General features: G+C 45.8%; 14 protein-coding genes. 10 read left to right on the top strand and 4 right to left on the bottom strand.

Annotated elements, in window-relative coordinates:
• Nucleotides 1–25: 25 nt before the first annotated feature.
• From dapF to AC27HD_RS11220, 4 genes are read left to right on the top strand one after another with little or no spacing between them, the layout of a single operon-like run.
• A complete protein-coding gene (dapF, locus tag AC27HD_RS11235) occupies nucleotides 26–856 on the top strand; it encodes a diaminopimelate epimerase (RefSeq protein WP_032094640.1) in 831 nt (276 codons plus the stop codon).
• Nucleotides 853–1,548, top strand: coding sequence for a DUF484 family protein (locus tag AC27HD_RS11230; protein WP_032094641.1), 696 nt, complete (start codon nucleotides 853–855; stop codon nucleotides 1,546–1,548). Before dapF ends, AC27HD_RS11230 begins: the two co-directional genes overlap by 4 nt.
• A 5-nt stretch (nucleotides 1,549–1,553) precedes the next feature.
• Entirely contained in the window at nucleotides 1,554–2,513 is a 960-nt protein-coding gene (xerC, locus tag AC27HD_RS11225) for a tyrosine recombinase XerC (protein WP_052010029.1), read from the top strand.
• 40 nt (nucleotides 2,514–2,553) lie between these two features.
• Complete coding sequence (locus AC27HD_RS11220) at nucleotides 2,554–3,297, top strand: HAD-IA family hydrolase (protein ID WP_032094642.1); 744 nt, start codon at nucleotides 2,554–2,556, stop codon at nucleotides 3,295–3,297.
• A gap of 214 nt (nucleotides 3,298–3,511) precedes the next feature.
• Here the strand turns inward: AC27HD_RS11220 and cysE are convergent, their stop codons facing one another.
• Nucleotides 3,512–4,312 (bottom strand): serine O-acetyltransferase, encoded by an 801-nt coding sequence (cysE, locus tag AC27HD_RS11215; protein WP_032094643.1) that lies wholly within the window; start codon nucleotides 4,310–4,312, stop codon nucleotides 3,512–3,514.
• 282 nt (nucleotides 4,313–4,594) lie between these two features.
• On the opposite strand from cysE, the gene uvrD reads away from it, so the two are divergent.
• Together uvrD and AC27HD_RS11205 are read left to right on the top strand one after the other, a co-directional pair.
• A complete protein-coding gene (uvrD, locus tag AC27HD_RS11210; protein WP_487105873.1) occupies nucleotides 4,595–6,766 on the top strand; it encodes a DNA helicase II in 2,172 nt (723 codons plus the stop codon).
• A gap of 40 nt (nucleotides 6,767–6,806) precedes the next feature.
• The gene (locus AC27HD_RS11205) at nucleotides 6,807–8,069 is read left to right on the top strand and encodes a GGDEF domain-containing response regulator (protein WP_487105871.1); all 1,263 of its coding nucleotides are present in this window, start codon (nucleotides 6,807–6,809) and stop codon (nucleotides 8,067–8,069) included.
• Between the two features lie 70 nt (nucleotides 8,070–8,139).
• Here the strand turns inward: AC27HD_RS11205 and rarD are convergent, their stop codons facing one another.
• Together rarD and AC27HD_RS11195 are read right to left on the bottom strand one after the other, a co-directional pair.
• Entirely contained in the window at nucleotides 8,140–9,090 is a 951-nt protein-coding gene (gene rarD, locus AC27HD_RS11200) for an EamA family transporter RarD (protein ID WP_032094646.1), read from the bottom strand.
• 148 nt (nucleotides 9,091–9,238) lie between these two features.
• Nucleotides 9,239–10,576: a magnesium transporter gene (locus tag AC27HD_RS11195; protein WP_487105868.1), complete on the bottom strand. Its 1,338-nt coding sequence runs from the start codon at nucleotides 10,574–10,576 to the stop codon at nucleotides 9,239–9,241.
• Nucleotides 10,577–10,817: 241 nt separating this feature from the next.
• Between AC27HD_RS11195 and recQ the strand changes: the two genes are divergently transcribed.
• The gene (gene recQ, locus AC27HD_RS11190) at nucleotides 10,818–12,656 is read left to right on the top strand and encodes a DNA helicase RecQ (RefSeq protein ID WP_487105866.1); all 1,839 of its coding nucleotides are present in this window, start codon (nucleotides 10,818–10,820) and stop codon (nucleotides 12,654–12,656) included.
• A gap of 31 nt (nucleotides 12,657–12,687) precedes the next feature.
• On the opposite strand, the gene AC27HD_RS11185 is transcribed toward recQ, so the two are convergent.
• Entirely contained in the window at nucleotides 12,688–13,356 is a 669-nt protein-coding gene (locus AC27HD_RS11185; RefSeq protein WP_032094649.1) for a glutathione S-transferase, read from the bottom strand.
• 471 nt (nucleotides 13,357–13,827) lie between these two features.
• Between AC27HD_RS11185 and AC27HD_RS11180 the strand changes: the two genes are divergently transcribed.
• The 3 genes from AC27HD_RS11180 (at nucleotide 13,828) to ribA (ending at nucleotide 18,167) form a co-directional block, all read left to right on the top strand.
• Nucleotides 13,828–14,160 (top strand): hypothetical protein, encoded by a 333-nt coding sequence (locus AC27HD_RS11180; protein WP_487105864.1) that lies wholly within the window; start codon nucleotides 13,828–13,830, stop codon nucleotides 14,158–14,160.
• Nucleotides 14,161–14,225: 65 nt separating this feature from the next.
• Entirely contained in the window at nucleotides 14,226–17,237 is a 3,012-nt protein-coding gene (locus tag AC27HD_RS11175) for an EAL domain-containing protein (protein WP_487105862.1), read from the top strand.
• A 315-nt stretch (nucleotides 17,238–17,552) separates the two neighbouring features.
• Nucleotides 17,553–18,167: a GTP cyclohydrolase II gene (gene ribA, locus AC27HD_RS11170; RefSeq protein WP_032094651.1), complete on the top strand. Its 615-nt coding sequence runs from the start codon at nucleotides 17,553–17,555 to the stop codon at nucleotides 18,165–18,167.
• Nucleotides 18,168–18,176 lie beyond the last annotated feature (9 nt).

The raw sequence follows: 18,176 nt of genomic DNA, 5'->3' as shown, positions 1-18,176 counted from the left end.
ATTATAAGATAAAGATGCACCGTTAATGCAGGTTCAATTTTCTAAAATGCACGGTTTGGGTAACGATTTCATGGTGATCGATAACGTTACCCAGAATGTGTTTTTCTCAAAAGATAAAATAAAACAGCTGGCCGACCGGAATTTCGGTATTGGCTTCGACCAACTATTGATGGTTGAGCCTCCTTATGACCCAGAGCAAGACTTCCACTATCGCATTTTTAATGCAGACGGTTCGGAAGTGGAGCAGTGTGGTAACGGCGCGCGTTGTTTTGCGCGTTTTGTAAAACAGCATGGCCTTATTAACCGCAACAAAATTGTGGTAAGCACCAAAGCCGGAAAAATGGTGCTGTATCTCGAAAAAGATGGTCAGGTTACCGTTAATATGGGTAAGCCCATGTTTGAGCCAGCATCTGTTCCTTTAAAAGCAAATAAGCAAGAAAACACCTACATTTTACGTGTAGGTGAAAAAACCTTATTTATTGGCGCCGCCTCAATGGGCAACCCCCATTGTGTAATGGAAGTCGATGATGTTGATACCGCCGCCGTACATGAAATTGGCCCATTGGTAGAGCGACATGAGCGTTTTCCTGAAGGTGTGAATGTGGGTTTTATGCAGGTTATCAACGAGTCGCATATTAAACTTCGTGTATTTGAACGTGGCTCAGGTGAAACCTTGGCCTGTGGTAGCGGCGCATGCGCGGCAGTTGCAATTGGTCAAATACAAGGTAAATTAGGAACCGATGTGCGGGTAGATTTGCCCGGAGGCAGTTTACGTATTCGCTGGCCAGGCCCAGATAGCGTGATGAAAATGACTGGACCTGCTGAACACGTATATGACGGACAGATAACGATATGAGCGAATTACTAGGGCAATCTAACGCAACTCAAATTATTGAGCCCTTTACAGACACCTCTGCACTAACCCCAGCGCAGGTGCGTGACTATTTGTTAGAAAACCCTGAGCTCTTTGTGCAATACCCCGAGCTTCTCGAGAAAATAAACCTTCCCCATGAACAAAAAGGAAGTGTTTCTCTGGTAGAAATTCAAAGTGAACAGCTTAGAAAAAAAGTACGTCAGCTTAACTTCAAGCTTAACCAGTTAGTTTCTATTGCTAAGCAAAATGAAAAAATATACCGCGTTTACACCGACTTAAATGTTCAACTGCTTCGCTGTGAAAGTGTTGCAGAAGTGCAGTTTACGCTTGAAGACGTGTTGCAAGAACGTCTTCAATTATCTTCTGCGGTTATTAAAAGCTTTAAAGGCCCCCACGCCATTCCTGAGCTGCAGCAGCGTTTATTCACAGAAAAGCGCTTTAAAGAATCTAACTTCTTCTTCGGCCGACTTTCTCAACACGAAAGACAGCTGTTGTTTGGTGAAAGCAGCGCCGAATCAGTTGCACTAATGTTGCTAGGCGACAACCGCGAGCTCGGCATATTGGGAATAAGCAGTAACGATGCCAGCCATTTCACGCCTGAGATGGACACCTTACTACTTCAACAGCTTCAACAAGTACTCAACATTATATTGCCAGAGATGATGGGGTATTAGCCCCCATGCCGGACGATTACTACGCTAGCTCAGATAACACCCAGCCTGGTTCTAACGAGGCCATTTTAAGCGATGCCTGTCAGCACTGGCTTGATAAGTTTTTGCTACATCTTCAAGTAGAGCGCGGCTTGTCTGCTCACACCGTAAAAAATTATCAACGACAACTCACTGAAGTGGCAAAGCTGCTTGGTCTATTTGAATGGTCAGGGCTAACCCCAAGCGATATTAAACGGGTTATGGCCGACTCAAAAATGTCGGGGCACAGCGCTCGCAGCATCGCTCTTAGGCTTTCTGCGCTTCGCACCTTCTGCCGCTATTTAATTGAGCAGAAACAGCTGTTCAGCAACCCCTTAGAAGGTATCCATGCGCCTAAGCAGGGAAAACCCTTACCTAAACAGTTAAGCGTTGATGAAATGCAACAGCTGCTTACTGCTCGGCCGTCAAGTGATGACGATGAGGGAATGCAGCTTCGCGACAACGCCATGTTCGAATTGATGTACGGCTGCGGATTGCGATTAAACGAGCTTACCGGGCTTAATCTCGCCGATTGTTTGAAAGACGGCACGGTGAGAGTAACGGGTAAAGGTAGCAAGCAACGTATTTTGCCCTTAGGTCGCCACGCTCAAAAAGCCCTGAACGCCTGGTTAAAAGTAAGGCCGGCTCTTGCCTCTCCTTATGAAAGCGCGGTGTTTGTTAGCAAGCGAAAAACGCGGATATCTAACCGCCAAGTTGCCAATCGTCTTGATAGAATGGCCCAAGAGCAATCTATATCCCAAAAAGTAAGCCCCCATAAATTGCGCCATTCCTTTGCAACCCACGTACTAGAATCGAGCGGTGATTTACGAGCGGTTCAAGAATTACTTGGGCACGCCAACTTGTCGACAACGCAGGTATATACACACCTCGACTTTCAACATCTCGCTAATGTTTATGATGCAGCCCACCCTCGCGCGCATAAAAAGTAAACACGACATTTAAACGCGACACATTAAGGCCAGCTAGTTTATGCAGTTTTACCGACCCCTTAACGAAGTAAAGGCCATGACCTTTGACCTCGATGACACCCTATACAATAACGAACCCGTTATTCGGCGAGCCGAAGCTGCCCTAGCCGCCCATTTAAAAGCCCATCACAGTAACGCCGCCGCGCTTAGCCCTCGCGACTGGTACTTACTTAAGCAAGCTGCCGTTAATCTAGATGGTCGCTTAGCCTCTGACATGGGGCAATTGCGCAAGGTGATATTAACCGCCGCCCTGTCTGGTAAAAATGCACACTCTCTTTCTGTAGAAATACCGGATGACGCAGAGTTAAACAGCGCTGTAGATGCATGCTTTAATTGCTTTTACGATGCGAGAAGTGATTTAACCTTAGATGATGAGGTGCACAACGTACTCAAACTGCTGAGTGATAATATGCCCCTTGTTGGCATAACCAACGGTAATGTGGACGCTGATAAAATAGGCATCACGCCCTATTTTGAGACTATTTTGCATGCCAGTACAACTAGGCCAATGAAACCGGCACCGGATATGTTCAATGAAGCAGCCGCAATATTAGATATTCCCGCCGGCAACATATTACATGTGGGCGATAACATTATTAAGGATGTGCTTGGGGCGATAAATGCGCAATTTCAGGCAGCTTGGTTTGCCTGCAATCGACCAATGGCGCTGCGAAACGAGCCTGTTTCGGTGTTGCCACATGTCTCGCTATCCACATTGTCAGAACTCGCTCACTTTTGTCGTTAATAGGCATAGCAGCCTAACGTTTTTTTCTAAAACGATGCGCTATAAGCAAGGTTTTATGCGCTGGGAGTTGTAAGCAGGAAGCTTTAAATAGGATGCTTTAAAAAAGAGTACAGTCCAGCAAACTTAGCGAACTGCTTAAGCTTGGGACTGAAATTAAAGGCTGGGGGCTGAGTTTAAACGCTAAAAACTCGACTTGAACGTCTAAACAAATTGTTTAGACATTATCCTCAAGCACGTTTTGCTGCATAGACTCGCAAGGGTGTTGACACACTGGGCGGCCCACCACTTTTGCCGGTACGCCAACTACGGTGACATGGGGTGGTACGTCGTTTAGCACCACGCTTCCTGCACCAACTTTTGACCCTTCGCCCACTTCAATATTGCCCAGAATTTTAGCCCCGGCTCCCACTAAAACGCCTTGGCGAATTTTAGGGTGACGATCGCCAGACTCGTTGCCGGTACCGCCCAGCGTAACGCTTTGTAGCAAGGAGACGTTATCTTCAACTACAGCAGTCTCACCAATAACGATACCTGTAGCATGGTCAAACATTACGCCTTTACCAATTTTTGCAGCCGGATGAATATCCACACTAAAGCTAGCTGAATTGCGGCTTTGAAGAAAAAGAGCAAGCTGATGGCGACCGTGCATCCACAAATAATGCGCCATACGATGTACTTGAACAGCGTGAAAACCTTTAAAATGAAGCAGCGGCGTTAGGAAGTCGCCTACCGCGGCATCACGCGCTTTAATGGCTAAAATATCCGCCGTTGCCGCTTCACTGATCCCTGGCTCTAGTAAATAGGCCTGATCGAAGACTTCCCGAATAGCGAGGGCTGGCATCACGTCGTCAGCCATTTTATTGGAAAGAATAAAACTCAAACACGATTCGAAATTATGGTGCGCCAATACACTTGCATGAACATAGCTTGATAATAACGGTTCATTATCTGCAACAACTTTTGCTTCTTGTTTTAAAGTAGACCAAAAATCGATGGGTGTAGAGGTAACAGACATAGCATTTCCCGTTGGTATTTATCTTAGACGCAGTGATATTGAACAGCGAAGCGTAAACGATGAGTTTACCTGAGATTGACGAATTGCAATATGACAGTGATACCTGCTGGCGGTGGATTTCGATCAACTTAGCTAAACAATTTATTATTAGTTATTCCATTAGGTTTTTTCCGCCACTGCAAGACACAAGAAGCCAAAACTAGACTGTATAAATTAACAGTCAGCTGGCATAATAGCTACGCTTCTAATTTGTGAATAAAATAAGATAACAGGTGCCACACTATGGATGTATCCAGACTGCTAGACGAGCTTAACGACAAACAACGTGAGGCTGTAGCAGCACCGCTCTCAAACGCGCTGGTATTAGCAGGCGCTGGTAGTGGCAAAACCCGCGTGCTTGTTCACCGCATAGCGTGGTTGATGGAAGTCGAAAATATTGCGCCCTTCTCAATCTTAGCCGTTACGTTCACAAATAAAGCCGCTAAAGAGATGCGCGGTCGTATAGAGTCGCTTATGGGCAAAAGCCTGCATAACATGTGGATTGGCACGTTCCACGGGTTAGCCCATCGCCTGTTGCGCGCTCACCACGCTGAAGCACGACTGCCAGAGAATTTTCAAATCATTGATTCAGACGATCAGTATCGCCTAATTCGTCGAATTTTAAAGGCCATGAATTTAGACGAGAAGCACTATCCACCTCGTCAAATTCAATGGTACATCAATGGTAACAAAGACGAAGGACTTCGCCCTCAGCATATTGAAACCTTTGACGACCCTATTCAAAAAACCATGCGCGAAGTGTATACCGCTTATCAAGATGCCTGCGATCGCTCAGGCCTTGTAGACTTTGCAGAGCTCCTGCTACGCGCTCACGAGCTATGGGCGAAAAATCCTGAAGTATTAGCCCACTACCAGCGTCGTTTTCGCGCGGTGTTAGTTGATGAATTCCAAGATACCAACAACATTCAATATGCTTGGTTACGCATGCTGAGCAGCGGCGATAATAACAATATTATGATTGTGGGCGATGACGACCAATCTATATACGGTTGGCGCGGTGCGAATGTAGACAACATTCAGCACTTTCTAAAAGACTTTGAATCACCAGCAACCATTCGCCTAGAGCAAAACTACCGCTCTACGGGCAACATACTGAAAGCAGCCAATACCGTTATCGACAACAACACAGGTCGTTTAGGTAAAGAGCTTTGGACTGAAGATAGTCAGGGTGAGCCCATTTCGGTGTATGCCGGCTTTAACGAGCTGGATGAAGCTCGTTTTATTGTGTCGAAAATAAAAGACTGGCTTAACCGAGGTAATGCCCTCAGCGATACCGCCATTTTATACCGAAACAATGCCCAATCTCGTGTGCTGGAAGAAGCATTACTTCACGAAGGACTGGCCTATCGTATATATGGCGGCCTGCGCTTCTTCGAACGCCAAGAAATAAGAGATGCGCTAGGCTATATGCGCATGGTTAGTCACCCTCACGACGATGCTGCCTTTGAGCGTGTGGTGAATACACCAAGTCGTGGTATTGGTGAGAAGACCTTGTCTCAAGTTCGAGACACTGCCAGAACCCACAACTGTTCTATGTGGCAAGCAAGCCAGCTGCTGATCAACGAGGCCTCGTTAAAGGGACGTGCTCTAAATGCTATTCAAAGCTTTGTGTTGCTTATTACCGAGCTCGAGCAATCTACCGCTGACGATCCTTTAGAACAACAGGCAGACAAAGCTATTCGCCAGTCTGGGCTTTATGCCATGTACCAGTCTGAACGCGGCGAGAAAGCGCAAGCCCGTTTAGAAAACTTGGAAGAACTGGTTACAGCATGCAAAACCTTTATTGTGCCCGATGAAGCAGAAGAAATGACGCCACTGGCGGCCTTTCTAGCTCACGCGTCGCTTGAGGCAGGCGACACCCAAGCCGATAAAGATCAAGATGCAGTGCAAATGATGACTATCCACACCGCGAAAGGCTTAGAGTTTCCTTTGGTGTTTTTGGCAGGTGTTGAAGAAGGCATGTTTCCCAGCCAAATGACCAATGACGAGCCTGGTCGAATGGAAGAAGAACGTCGTCTCTGCTATGTTGGAATGACGCGGGCTATGCAAAAGTTGTATATCACTTATGCAGAAAATCGTAGATTATACGGTCAAGATAAATACCACACCGCGTCGCGCTTTATTCGTGAAATGCCGGAGGACTGCATTGAAGAAGTGCGCTTAAAGTCCACTATTTCGCGTCCTGTACACAATCGATTTAATCAGATGACGTCTCATGCGTCGTTTGAGGAAACCGGTTTTAAGCTTGGCGAACGGGTTGTGCACCGCAAATTTGGTGAAGGTATTGTGCTAAATTATGAAGGTAGTGGCGAGCACGCTCGCGTGCAGGTAAACTTCGATGAGTTTGGCAGTAAGTGGTTAGTTCTCGCCTACGCAAAATTGGATAAAGCGTAGCAATTATTCGGCAAGGTAGCCTATATCCAAGTTGGACTATATGCAGCAACATGTGCTGGTCATTGAAAATGGCGACAACAACCTTGAGATCATTTCCAGGCTCGTAAGGCGCGCAGGGCTCACACCTGTGGGCGCCACCTCGTTAACCGAGGGCAGAGCCCGCTTTGCGCAAAACACGCCAGAAACCTTTTTATGTGCCATCGTAGCGTACTCATTGCCAGACGCGCCAAAAGGCGAAGCTATCGACTTTGCCATTGACGCCTATGTCCCCACCATTGCAACAACAGAAAGTTTAGACACCCTTACTCGCGACAAAGTGCTTGAAAGGGATGTGGTCGACTACATCCCTAAAGAAAACGCGCAGAATTACGACTATCTCATTCGCTTAATATCTCGACTTGAAAAGAATAAATCTACCGGCGTAGTGGTAGTCAGTACCAATAGAGTGCAGCGAACACGCACCTTATCGTTACTTGAGCGCCATAACTTTGTGGTATATGAATGTCTGACCGCCAGTGAGGCCATGAACGCACTATCGACACACAAGCACATTCGACTCGTTATTACTGATAATACGCTTCCTGATATGTCCGGTACCGTATTTGTTGCCAGTCTTCGCAAAGCGTTTTCAAAAGAGCAATTAGCGGTGATGGGCATTGCCGGCGGTCAAGGTATGCTTATGTCTGCCCACTTTATTAAAAGCGGAGCCAACGACTTTTTGCGTATCCCCTATTGTCACGAAGAGTTTTTATGCCGGGTAATGCAAAACGTTGAATACATTGAAAGCGTTGAAGCAATAAGACGCGCCGCAAATACCGATTATTTAACCGGCCTGCCAAACAGAAGACATTTCTTTTATACCGTTACCATGCAGCACCAGCAGCTGTCCGACAACCATGCACTGGCGCTCATTGATTTAGATTTCTTCAAGGCAATTAACGATACTCATGGGCATGATGCTGGAGATGCGGTATTAAAAGCCGTTGCTGCACTCATTGAGTTTTATTTTCCCGACGAAATCATTTCGCGATTTGGCGGCGAAGAGTTTTGTATTTACCTGCCTAACACACCATTTGAGGAGGCTTGTGAGCGCTTAGATGACTTTAGAAAGGTAGTGGAAAATGAGTCTATCGAGCTTCCTAAAGGGACTACCCATGTCACGTGCAGTATTGGCATGAGCGGCGCCGTCACCCAGCGTATCGACAAGCTTATTAGCGATGCCGATAAGCAGCTTTATGCAGCCAAAAACAGTGGCCGCAACAAAGTGATGTTTACCGAAGCGCTACACGCCACCCATCAGTAGCCGCTAGTTGTTCATTACACTAACGTATCTACACCCACGAATTGCACCTTTCTTATACTACGCGCATAGCCTACTTATCTTGCTCTGCGACTTGAAGCTCTGCCGCTTGAAGCGCAGCAGCTCGCGCTTGCTGTCGCTGTCTGCGAAAGTTGTAAATAGAGTCTGCACTAAATACAGCCAGTGCCAACCAAACAAACGCAAAGGTGGTTAGCCTAGCCTCTTCCAGCGGTTCGCCGTAGAGATAAACCGCTAAAATAAACATCAGTGTTGGACCAATATATTGGAAGAACCCTAAGGTGGAATACATGATGCGCCTTGCCGCAGCGGTAAAGCACAATAGCGGCGCAGTGGTCACGATACCGGCGGCGAAGATAAGCAGGTTTAAGTCGATGCTATTGTTAAATAAGTTGCTGTATTGTGACCCATAAAGCACCCAGTAACCTATGGCCAGCGGCGATAGCATGAGTGTCTCGATAAATAAACCTGGCAGAGAATCTACTGCCACCTGCTTACGCAGCAAGCCATACACACTGAAGCTTGATGCCAATACCAGCGCAATCCATGGTATTTCACCATAGGAAAGCACCAAAATACCGACGCCCACTACCGCTAAAATAACCGCCGTTCTCTGCAGATTGCGAAGCCGTTCGCCTAAGAATACCCGCCCTAAAAACACGTTAATAAGCGGGTTAATGTAATAGCCTAAGCTGGCATCGAGTAGGTGGTCGTTGTTTATGGCCCAAATAAACAGTAACCAATTAGCGCCTAGCAATAGGCCAGCGAAAAAGAGAATGACCATTACCCGCTTGTTTTTTAATGCGGATATCACCTTGGGCCATTGCTTTAGTGCAGCGATAAACCCCACAAGCAATACCACCGACCAAATGACGCGATGCATTAATATTTCGGCTGCGGGAAGTACCATTAACTGTTTAAAATAAACAGGTGCTACGCCCCACATGCTGTAAGCGGCTATCGCACAGATAACGCCCACTTGGGCGGCAGAAGCTGGCTTAGACAATGATAACTCCAAAACGAAACAGGCTATAAGCGCGCTATTGTTTAATACAACGCTATTTTAAACAAGCGCTCTGTGGTGCTTGCGGCTCAAAGTGCCACATATTTGGGTTAAACATCCTTAACCCCGTCGGTGAATATGGTTTAGTGCACTAGAGCAAAAATAATGTACCAAGCCCCAAGAAGGCCACAAAGCCTACGATGTCTGTTACCGTTGTTAGAATAACCGACCCCGACAGCGCAGGATCTATTTTCAATTTATCTAAAATAATCGGCACAAATACACCGGCAATAGCCGCCGCCACAATATTGAACAAAATAGCTAAGCAAATAACCACCCCCAGCATCACATCGGTAAACCAAAAATAGGCAACAATACCAATAACCAAGGCCCATATAACGCCATTTACGCCGCCCACTTTTAGCTCTTTGATCATCAATGCTTTAATATTGGCTGGAGTCACCTGCCCTAATGCCAAGCCTCGCACTATAAGGGTAAGCGTTTGACTACCCGCAATACCACCCATACTTGCTACTACAGGCATAAGTACTGCCAGTGCAACCACCTGCTGAAGCGTAGCTTCAAACAAGCCAATAAACCACGATGCCATAAATGCAGTAAGTAAGTTAATACCCAGCCAAAGCGCCCTATTCCTGGCACTTTTCGCCACGGGAGAGAACAAATCTTCGTCTTCATCCATACCTGCTGAGGCCATGACCTGACGCTCATAGAACTCATTCACTAATTCGCTGGCCGCAGTAATATCTAACCTGCCAAGCAAGGTATTATTTTCATCCACTACAGGCAGTGACGCTAGGCCCGAGCGCTGCACGATTAGCGATACATTCATGGCATCGTCATCGCCCTTAAACGTAGTAATATTTTCTTCTGCAAGAGACAATAACGCCTTGTCCTCTGAAGCAGAAAACAAGTTGTTTATTTTAACAAGTGCCGCAAACTGCCCCGTTCGATTAACGAGATAAATACTGTCGCAGTGCTGAGGGATATCTTTTTTCAGTAAACGCAATGCCTCTCTAACCTTAGCGTTAGAAGGCAGCACAAGCTGCTCATGGTTTACCCAGTGACCTATCTGATTATCGGGAAAAAGTGAGGCTTCTCTAAAGTACTTTCGCTCTTTGGAGTCGAGTGACTCATAGGCCAAATCAACAAGGCGCTTGGGTAAAGAGTCGAGAAGCTCAAGTAAGTCATCGGCGTAAATGTCGGCAAAAATGGACGCCCATTCGTTGTGCGGCGTATTATCGATAAGAATTTCACGGGGGTCGCTGCGCATCTCAACCAATACGTTCAGCTTTTGCTCTCGCGGAATTCCTTCCCACACCACGAGTCGTGGCTCAACAGGCAACGATTCTAACAGCGTAGCAATATACACATTGTCTTGACCACTTAGCGCCGCTAATAACGACGCTGGGTCATCAGCCATACCTTCGGTAACAATCTCTTCGATTAAATCTGGTAATTGGTCAGCCACACTATACCTCCTGTTGACACACGCTTTCTCAATCCTACAGCCCTTAGATTATCATGTTGCTGCATATGAGAATATGACGGACTGATTTATACACGCGCTTATACGTTTTTGTTTATTCACTCTTTCTTAGGTGGTTATGCTTTACCGCTTGGTTTGATGTTAGGGGCTTGCGCTGAATTTTAGTCTAGTTTTTGCAAATGCCCCGTGAAGACAGAGCAAAAAAAGCGTAAAATCCCCAACCATGACAACTGCATTAGCCACCACAGAATTATCGCCCCACTCTGACAACACCGTATCGCCAGAGAACGTACTCAAAAACGTTTTCGGTTACGGTGAATTTCGCGATGGTCAAGGGGAAGTCATTCACCATGTGTGTAACGGTGGTGATGCACTTGTGCTACTGCCTACCGGCGGTGGAAAGTCGTTGTGTTATCAAATACCCGCATTAGTTCGCGACGGTACCGCCATTGTGGTGTCGCCACTGATATCCCTAATGCAAGACCAGGTAGAGCAGCTTAAAGCCCTCGGTGTGAAGGCTGATTACCTCAACTCCACACTCGACGCTGAAGCTCAGGCCAATATCAACGATGCGCTCATTGCAGGAAAGCTAGATTTACTCTACGTGTCTCCTGAGCGCCTAATGCAGTATTCATTTCAGCAATTACTCAACAGAGCGGAAATTGCCTTATTTGCTATTGATGAAGCCCACTGCGTATCCCATTGGGGTCATGACTTTCGTCAAGATTATCGCGCTTTAGGTAAAATAAAATCTCGTTTTTCACATATTCCCGTTATTGGCTTAACCGCTACTGCAGACACCGCCACTCAAGCCGACATTTTAAATCAGCTCACGTTACATGAGCCGCTAGTGTACAAAGGTAGTTTCGACAGACCCAATATTCGCTACCGCGTTATGTCGAAATACAAAGCCTTCGATCAAGTCGTTAGCTACGTAAAGCAGCAAGAAGGCAGCGGTATTATTTATTGTAATAGCCGAGCCAAAGTTGACGATTTACACGCCAAACTATTCAGGCTGGGTTTTCGCTGCGCTGCCTATCATGCCGGCATGGATAGCGATGAACGAGAATTGGTGCAGCGTCAGTTCCTCAATGACAAGATTGATATTGTGGTAGCAACAGTGGCCTTTGGCATGGGCATCAACAAGTCTAATGTACGCTATGTGGTGCATCACGATGTGCCCCGCAGTGTCGAGAGCTATTATCAGGAAACCGGGCGCGCTGGACGAGACGGGCTGGAATCGGAAGCGCTTTTATTGTTCGACGAAAAAGATGCCGCCAGAGTAAGGCAGTGGATTGAACAAGGCGAAAGCGGTGATAGAAATCATATAGAGCTTCAAAAGTTTGCTGCTATGGAAGCCTTTTCAGAAGCGCAAACATGCCGACGACAAGTACTGCTTAACTACTTTTCTCAGTTTAGCGATAGTGCCTGCGGGAATTGTGATATTTGTTTAGATCCCCCGAAAATGGTAGATGGCCTTGTTATTGCCCAAAAAGCCTTATCATGCATTTTGCGCTTATCTCAGCAGGCATCAAGTCAATACGTTATTGATGTTTTACGAGGCAAACAGCTTCGCAGGCTACAAGAGGCAGGGCATCATCAACTTTCCACCTATGGAATAGGAAAGGACAAATCGGACAGCTATTGGCATAACATTTTGAATCAGCTGGTTCATAAAGGGCTGATACGCGTTGATATTACTGCACATGCGTCGCTGCGCCTCACAGAGGCCTCGCGCCCTGTACTAAAAGGCGAAGTACCGGTACAGCTTGCAGTACCGCGACTTGAATTTAAGCCTGACAAAAAAGCCAAGCAAGCGCCTGCCAATTACGACCGCACCTTGTTTACACGACTTAAGCATTTACGCAAAGTGCTGGCCGAAGAAAACGAAGTGCCGCCGTATGTGGTATTCAGTGACGCGACCTTAGTGGATATGGCGTGTAAGCTGCCCGTCACCCGTAATACCTTGCTTGAAGTAAGCGGTGTTGGGCAAACCAAATTAGAGCGTTACGGCGACGCCTTTATCAAACTTATCGACGACTACATTTCTCGCAACGATTAAAAACCGAAATGACTAGGGCGTATTGACCGCCCTAAGCGTAGGCGTATTCGCCGCCTTTTTCTAGAGCGCGTTGATAGGCTGGTCTTTCATGTACACGCTTAACGTACCCGCGAATTGCTGCGAAATCATCAGCTCGACCACTCGCAACGAGAGACTCTAACGGGAATATCATTTGTATATCAGCTCCCGTTGGCTCCTCACCTGCAAACCATGTGTTACTGGCAAGGTACGATTCTACATAGCGAAGGCTCTGCGCCAAGTTAGGGCCGTAATACGCGTTAATGATCCCATCCACTAACTTGTCGGTAATGGGTTTTATGAAAAACGGTTTAGAGCCCTTCTGACGTGCTTTTTCTAAAACAAGATTAGCCACAAGCGGCGGCATCAAAGACCCTTCAGCAAAGTGAAGCCAAAATAGGTAGTCTTGCAGTGCTTTGCCCTCTTCAGGCACAGCAAAGCCAGATTCAGCATGATTACGCACTAAATATTCAACGATAGCGCCAGATTCAGCGATGGCACCATGCGGCGTGGTGAGCACCGGTGAACGTCCTAGGGGATGGACTGCTCGCAGTGAATCGGGCGCCAAATTGGTTTGGCTGTCTCGTTCATAAAACGCGATTTTGTATTCAACACCGAGCTCCTCTAGCAACCACAGAATACGCTGAGAGCGAGAGTTATTTAAATGATGTAGTGTTAACATACCCCTTCCTTAATTTGCGCTGTCATAACGCATATAAAAACTATTATTGTTGTGCTGTAGTGTATACATGGATAAGCGGCGGCAGGTTTACTTCTAATTAGACCTTTACTCATCGATATAAGCCGTTGCAAATACTTATCCTTGCAAGTGCTTGAGCTTGCAAGTGCAGTTCATACGCTTGCGGTGCTTAGCCATGCAATGCCTAAACCTACAGATGGGACTCTTGAGGCGATTTTACATAAAGCGTGTTTAAAAGCGCCAGCGATTCATGCTGCATGTAATTTCGGACAAAGTCTGCTTTTCATTAACTATGTCGATATATTATCGCTATGAATTAAGCAGCTAGGAAATAAACAGCTAGGAATTAACTAACCGTAAACAAGCTTTTGCATTGCGCAAGCTGTTCATTCAACAGCACCGTATACGTACACCTTACATAGATAACAGATTAAAATAACAGGGTTTCAAATTATGCAGCAGTTACTTGCATCAAGTGTCATCACCGCGCTTCACAACACCGAGTCAAGCGTTCAGATAACCCTTCCTCTACCTACAACGCCCCTAAAGACTGAGCAGTGGTTAACTCAGTTTGTGTCACTATTTCATTTTCAAGCTTCACAAGCTGATTGGGGTGCTGATAGGTTTCAGGTGGTATTAACTTCTTTAAAAGGCCACCCGCCTTTTCAGTGCTTATTATGCATAGAATGGCTATGCGAAGCGATATGGCTTGAGCCTATTGGTAGCGAGCAACGCCCTCAAATTATTAGCGATTATCTAAAAGAACAGGGCGACGCTTTTTTGTAAAAGCATCACTCTAAACTTACATTTCTTTGTTGCCACCTATGAATTACTATTAATCAATGAACGCCATGTCACTGTTGTTTTCACCGTCAATGCTTACTCGCCCTTTTGCGCTAGTGTGGCTTGCTATGGCATTACTGCCATCGCTTGCCTGTGGTGGTTTTCGCAGGGTTAGTCGGAATGCAGAGTCAGACAAAGTAAGGGGGCTCACGTTAAAACAGAGCCCGAACCGCTCAGCGCTTTCGTATGTTCTCGTATTGACCGGACTGTTGCTTATGTCATTTTCCGCTAACGCCAACAATGACGAGACTAATAATGCTACAAATAGCGCGACAAATAACATAAGTATTGATGAGTCTTTTCAACATATTCTTATTAATCACAATAGCAGCATAACTCACGCACCTGACTCGGCGACCTACTTTGATGTGTTAGAAGGCGCGAGTGCGTTTTCAGGCCAACAGATCACATCCACTCGGCAGTGGCTGTCTACCTATATACAGCACAGCGGCTTTAGCCCTGTCTCCCTTGTGGTAAATGTAGACCGATTAAACATTGACGACTTGCAGCTTTATCTGCTCAACGACAACGAACGCATTATAAAAACGTATCGCTATCAAGCAGGAAAAGGCGACCTTACTCTGCCACAACCCGTGCCCAGTATTCGACTGTCGTTTACACTACAGCCCTATCAAAATGTGCGCTTGCTCATTGGCATTAAAGACACAGGGTTAAGCAACATACCTGTTGCGCTGTGGGAAAGGGACGCGCTCCAGCAATACGATACTAATATGCTGGTTGCCTTAGGTGCGGTGCTTGGCGTGTTCGCACTTATTATTACCTACTTCCTTCTTTCTTACTTTAACCAACGTATTGCCACTCGATTTTGGCTTACGATGTCATCATTGGCCATGCTGACGCTTTTTTTCATTTTTCAAAGCGGACTGGGTTTGTGGCCAAGCTTAACCAACACAACTGAGGCGGCATTCATAATTGCATCAACCTTGCTGTTGCTGTGCTTAGCCAAAGTAACCCATCATCTATTTCCTCGAGTGCCCGCTTTCCTCAAAGCACTTAATTTTGTCATTCCTTTGGTGTGCTTGTATTGCTTTTTCATCGAGTCCACCGTGGCAATTGTAGTTCTGCTTAGCACTATTGCGGTAATGGGTGTAAGCCAAGTTGCTTTGGCGCTAACGTTTAAAGAAAACCGTCAAACAAGTCGCTTGTTCTCAATTGGCTGGCTCTCGTTTTTTGTGTTGTTTGCAATATCGATTCAAGGCCTCTATCACTTCATGGTTTATACCTTTAGTGTCTATTTGGTTATGCTGTTTTTTGCCGCCTTCGGACTGTTGTGTTTAGGCATGGCCGCAGCAACAAAAGAACGGTTTTACAACAAAAAACAGTTAGTTAAAAAAGAAGAGATCATTACCAACTTAAACCATTTCTATCATTTATTTAGAAACTCAGCAGAAGGACATTACACCTCAACCTGGGAAGGTAATTTAGTGTCTGTAAACCCCGCGATGTATAAACTTTTTGGGTATACCGATGAGGACGACATGCTGGAAACAGGCGCAAAAACATCGGTTTTCTATGCTAACGCTGATGACAGGCAGCTTCTCTTAGGCGAACTGTCTCAAACCGGTCACTTAACTGGCAAAGAAATAAGAGCAAAAAGAAAAAATGGTGAAGAGTTTTGGATTTCGTTGTCTTGCCGTTTGCAAGAAAATAGTGATGGCCCCTATATTTTCGGCTCAATTATCGACATCACCGAGAAAAAACAATCGGACCTTAATTTACGCTATTTAGCTACCCATGACTCTCTTACAGGGGCCTACAATCGACGCCAGTTTGAAACCGAGTTTAAAGGTAAGGTGGCATCAGTGGCCAGCCCCCCTGTGTGTCTGCTTTATTTAGATTTAGACAGGTTTAAAGTGGTTAACGATACCTGCGGTCATAAGGCAGGTGACGTACTCATAAAAGATATAGCAAGGCTGATAGAAAACACGCTTTTAAAGAATGCCCTTCTTGCCCGTTTAGGCGGCGATGAATTCGGTATTATTTACTCAGATTATGATGAGAAAAGTGTCTTTGAGAACGCAGAAAAAATACTCAATGCAGTGCAAGACTACCGCTTTATGTGGAACAACCGCATTTTCAATTTAGGCGTGAGCATTGGCATGGTGGTATGCGATGAAAATACCACAAGTGCTGGGCAGTACTTAAGCATGGCAGATGCGGCGTGCTATTTCGCCAAAGACCAAGGCCGTAATCAAATTCATCGATACAACAGTAATGAAGAGAGCACCCAGCGCTATCAGCGCGAGCTAGATTGGGTATCGACCATTAACAACGCGTTAGAAGAAAACCGATTCGAACTGTATTACCAACCGCTGCGACCACTCAGCCAAGCCAATGAAGGGTATTATTACGAGGTACTGCTTCGCTTGCGAGAAAGTGATGGTAAAATTGTAGAGCCGGCAAACTTCTTGCCTACTGCGGAACGTTTCGAAATGAACGTGAACGTAGACAAGTGGGTAGTAACGCATACATTTAAATGGCTATCAGAAAACCCTGAGCATTTGAGCAATCTTAAGCGCTGTAGCATCAACTTAAACTGCCACTCGCTGGCCGATAGAGATTTTACGCTGTTCATTCTGAATGCGTTTGAAACCTTCGGTATTGCGTATAACAAGATTTGCTTTGAGGTTATTGAGTCAGTGGCCATTATTAAAATGGACGACACGCTGGCCTTTATGCAGACATTCAAAAACTTAGGCTGCACATTTTCTCTTGATGACTTTGGCAGCGGCTTTTCATCCTATAATTATCTTAAAAGCCTTCCTGTGGATCAGGTGAAAATAGACGGCATGTTCATAAAGGATATGCTTAACGACGCCGTGGACACTGCTATGGTTGCATCGATAAAGGATGTGGCGAAGGCCATGGGCATGCAGACAGTGGCAGAGTTTGTGGAGAATGAAGCCACAATGACCCAATTAGGAAACATGGGAATCGATTTCGCTCAGGGCTATGGTGTAGCAGTGCCAGCCCCTCTCGTCGACTTCACCCCGCTGTAACGCCCTTATTCTGTTGGGCTCATATCGTTGATCTCGCGTTTGATTTATAACAAATAAAAAAGAGTGATAGAGCAAATACCCCAAAACCGGATGAAATGCGTATAATCATAGGTCGTTAGTAGCAACGCATTGTTATTAACGTACAACATTACACTCTATAAATGATACAATGTAACACTTTATAGTTAGAATGATATTGTAAAGACGACCTAAAAAAGATGCTGCCAAATTCGGTAGCGATCAGTGCAGATATCAGGCTTGCAAAAGCTGTGATTATCCCCACATATGGCCTACTGTCCTAAGCGTAGAAGTAACATGAGTAGCAAACAGCCTAAATACGAATTTGTCAGTTCAGCAAAATTGCCAACGCGGCTTGGTGATTTCAAAATACACGGTTTCGTTGAAGCCAGTGGTCAAGAGCACGTTGCCCTGTCTTACGGCAACTGGAAGAAAGGCGATATTGTGCCAATTCGTATCCACTCAGAGTGCCTGACCGGAGATTCTCTTTTCAGTACCCGCTGCGACTGCGGTTTTCAATTAGAAAAAGCCATGCAAAACATCGTCGATAACGGCTTTGGCTTACTACTATACCTTCGCCAAGAGGGGCGCGGCATTGGACTGCTTAATAAAATACGTGCTTACAATCTTCAAGACAGCGGCATGGACACGGTAGAAGCTAACGAACATTTAGGCTTTGATGCTGACCTTCGTAGCTACGACATCTGTAAACTCATGCTAGATACGCTAGACGTTACCCGCGTAGAGTTAATGACGAACAACCCTAAGAAGCTAGCGGCACTTGAAGCGCTCGGAATAGACGTTGTATCGCGCAAGCCTATCGACCATGGCGTAACGAAAGACAATAAAAACTATTTAAAAACTAAAACAGAAAAGCTGGGGCACGCATTCGACCCTCACATTTTTAAATAACCTGAATCC

The sequence above is a fragment of the Alteromonas sp. 4NS20-0143 genome (assembly GCF_057542855.1).
This window is presented reverse-complemented; position numbering and strand designations above follow the sequence as displayed.

What these genes read in the sequence shown, in the direction of transcription:
- dapF (WP_032094640.1), top strand. Translation starts at nt 26, where the DNA reads ATGCAGGTTCAATTTTCTAAAATGCACGGTTTGGGTAACGATTTCATG.
- AC27HD_RS11230 (WP_032094641.1), top strand. Translation starts at nt 853, where the DNA reads ATGAGCGAATTACTAGGGCAATCTAACGCAACTCAAATTATTGAGCCC.
- xerC (WP_052010029.1), top strand. Translation starts at nt 1,554, where the DNA reads ATGCCGGACGATTACTACGCTAGCTCAGATAACACCCAGCCTGGTTCT.
- AC27HD_RS11220 (WP_032094642.1), top strand. Translation starts at nt 2,554, where the DNA reads ATGCAGTTTTACCGACCCCTTAACGAAGTAAAGGCCATGACCTTTGAC.
- cysE (WP_032094643.1), bottom strand. Translation starts at nt 4,312, where the DNA reads ATGTCTGTTACCTCTACACCCATCGATTTTTGGTCTACTTTAAAACAA.
- uvrD (WP_487105873.1), top strand. Translation starts at nt 4,595, where the DNA reads ATGGATGTATCCAGACTGCTAGACGAGCTTAACGACAAACAACGTGAG.
- AC27HD_RS11205 (WP_487105871.1), top strand. Translation starts at nt 6,807, where the DNA reads ATGCAGCAACATGTGCTGGTCATTGAAAATGGCGACAACAACCTTGAG.
- recQ (WP_487105866.1), top strand. Translation starts at nt 10,818, where the DNA reads ATGACAACTGCATTAGCCACCACAGAATTATCGCCCCACTCTGACAAC.
- AC27HD_RS11185 (WP_032094649.1), bottom strand. Translation starts at nt 13,356, where the DNA reads ATGTTAACACTACATCATTTAAATAACTCTCGCTCTCAGCGTATTCTG.
- AC27HD_RS11180 (WP_487105864.1), top strand. Translation starts at nt 13,828, where the DNA reads ATGCAGCAGTTACTTGCATCAAGTGTCATCACCGCGCTTCACAACACC.
- AC27HD_RS11175 (WP_487105862.1), top strand. Translation starts at nt 14,226, where the DNA reads ATGTCACTGTTGTTTTCACCGTCAATGCTTACTCGCCCTTTTGCGCTA.
- ribA (WP_032094651.1), top strand. Translation starts at nt 17,553, where the DNA reads ATGAGTAGCAAACAGCCTAAATACGAATTTGTCAGTTCAGCAAAATTG.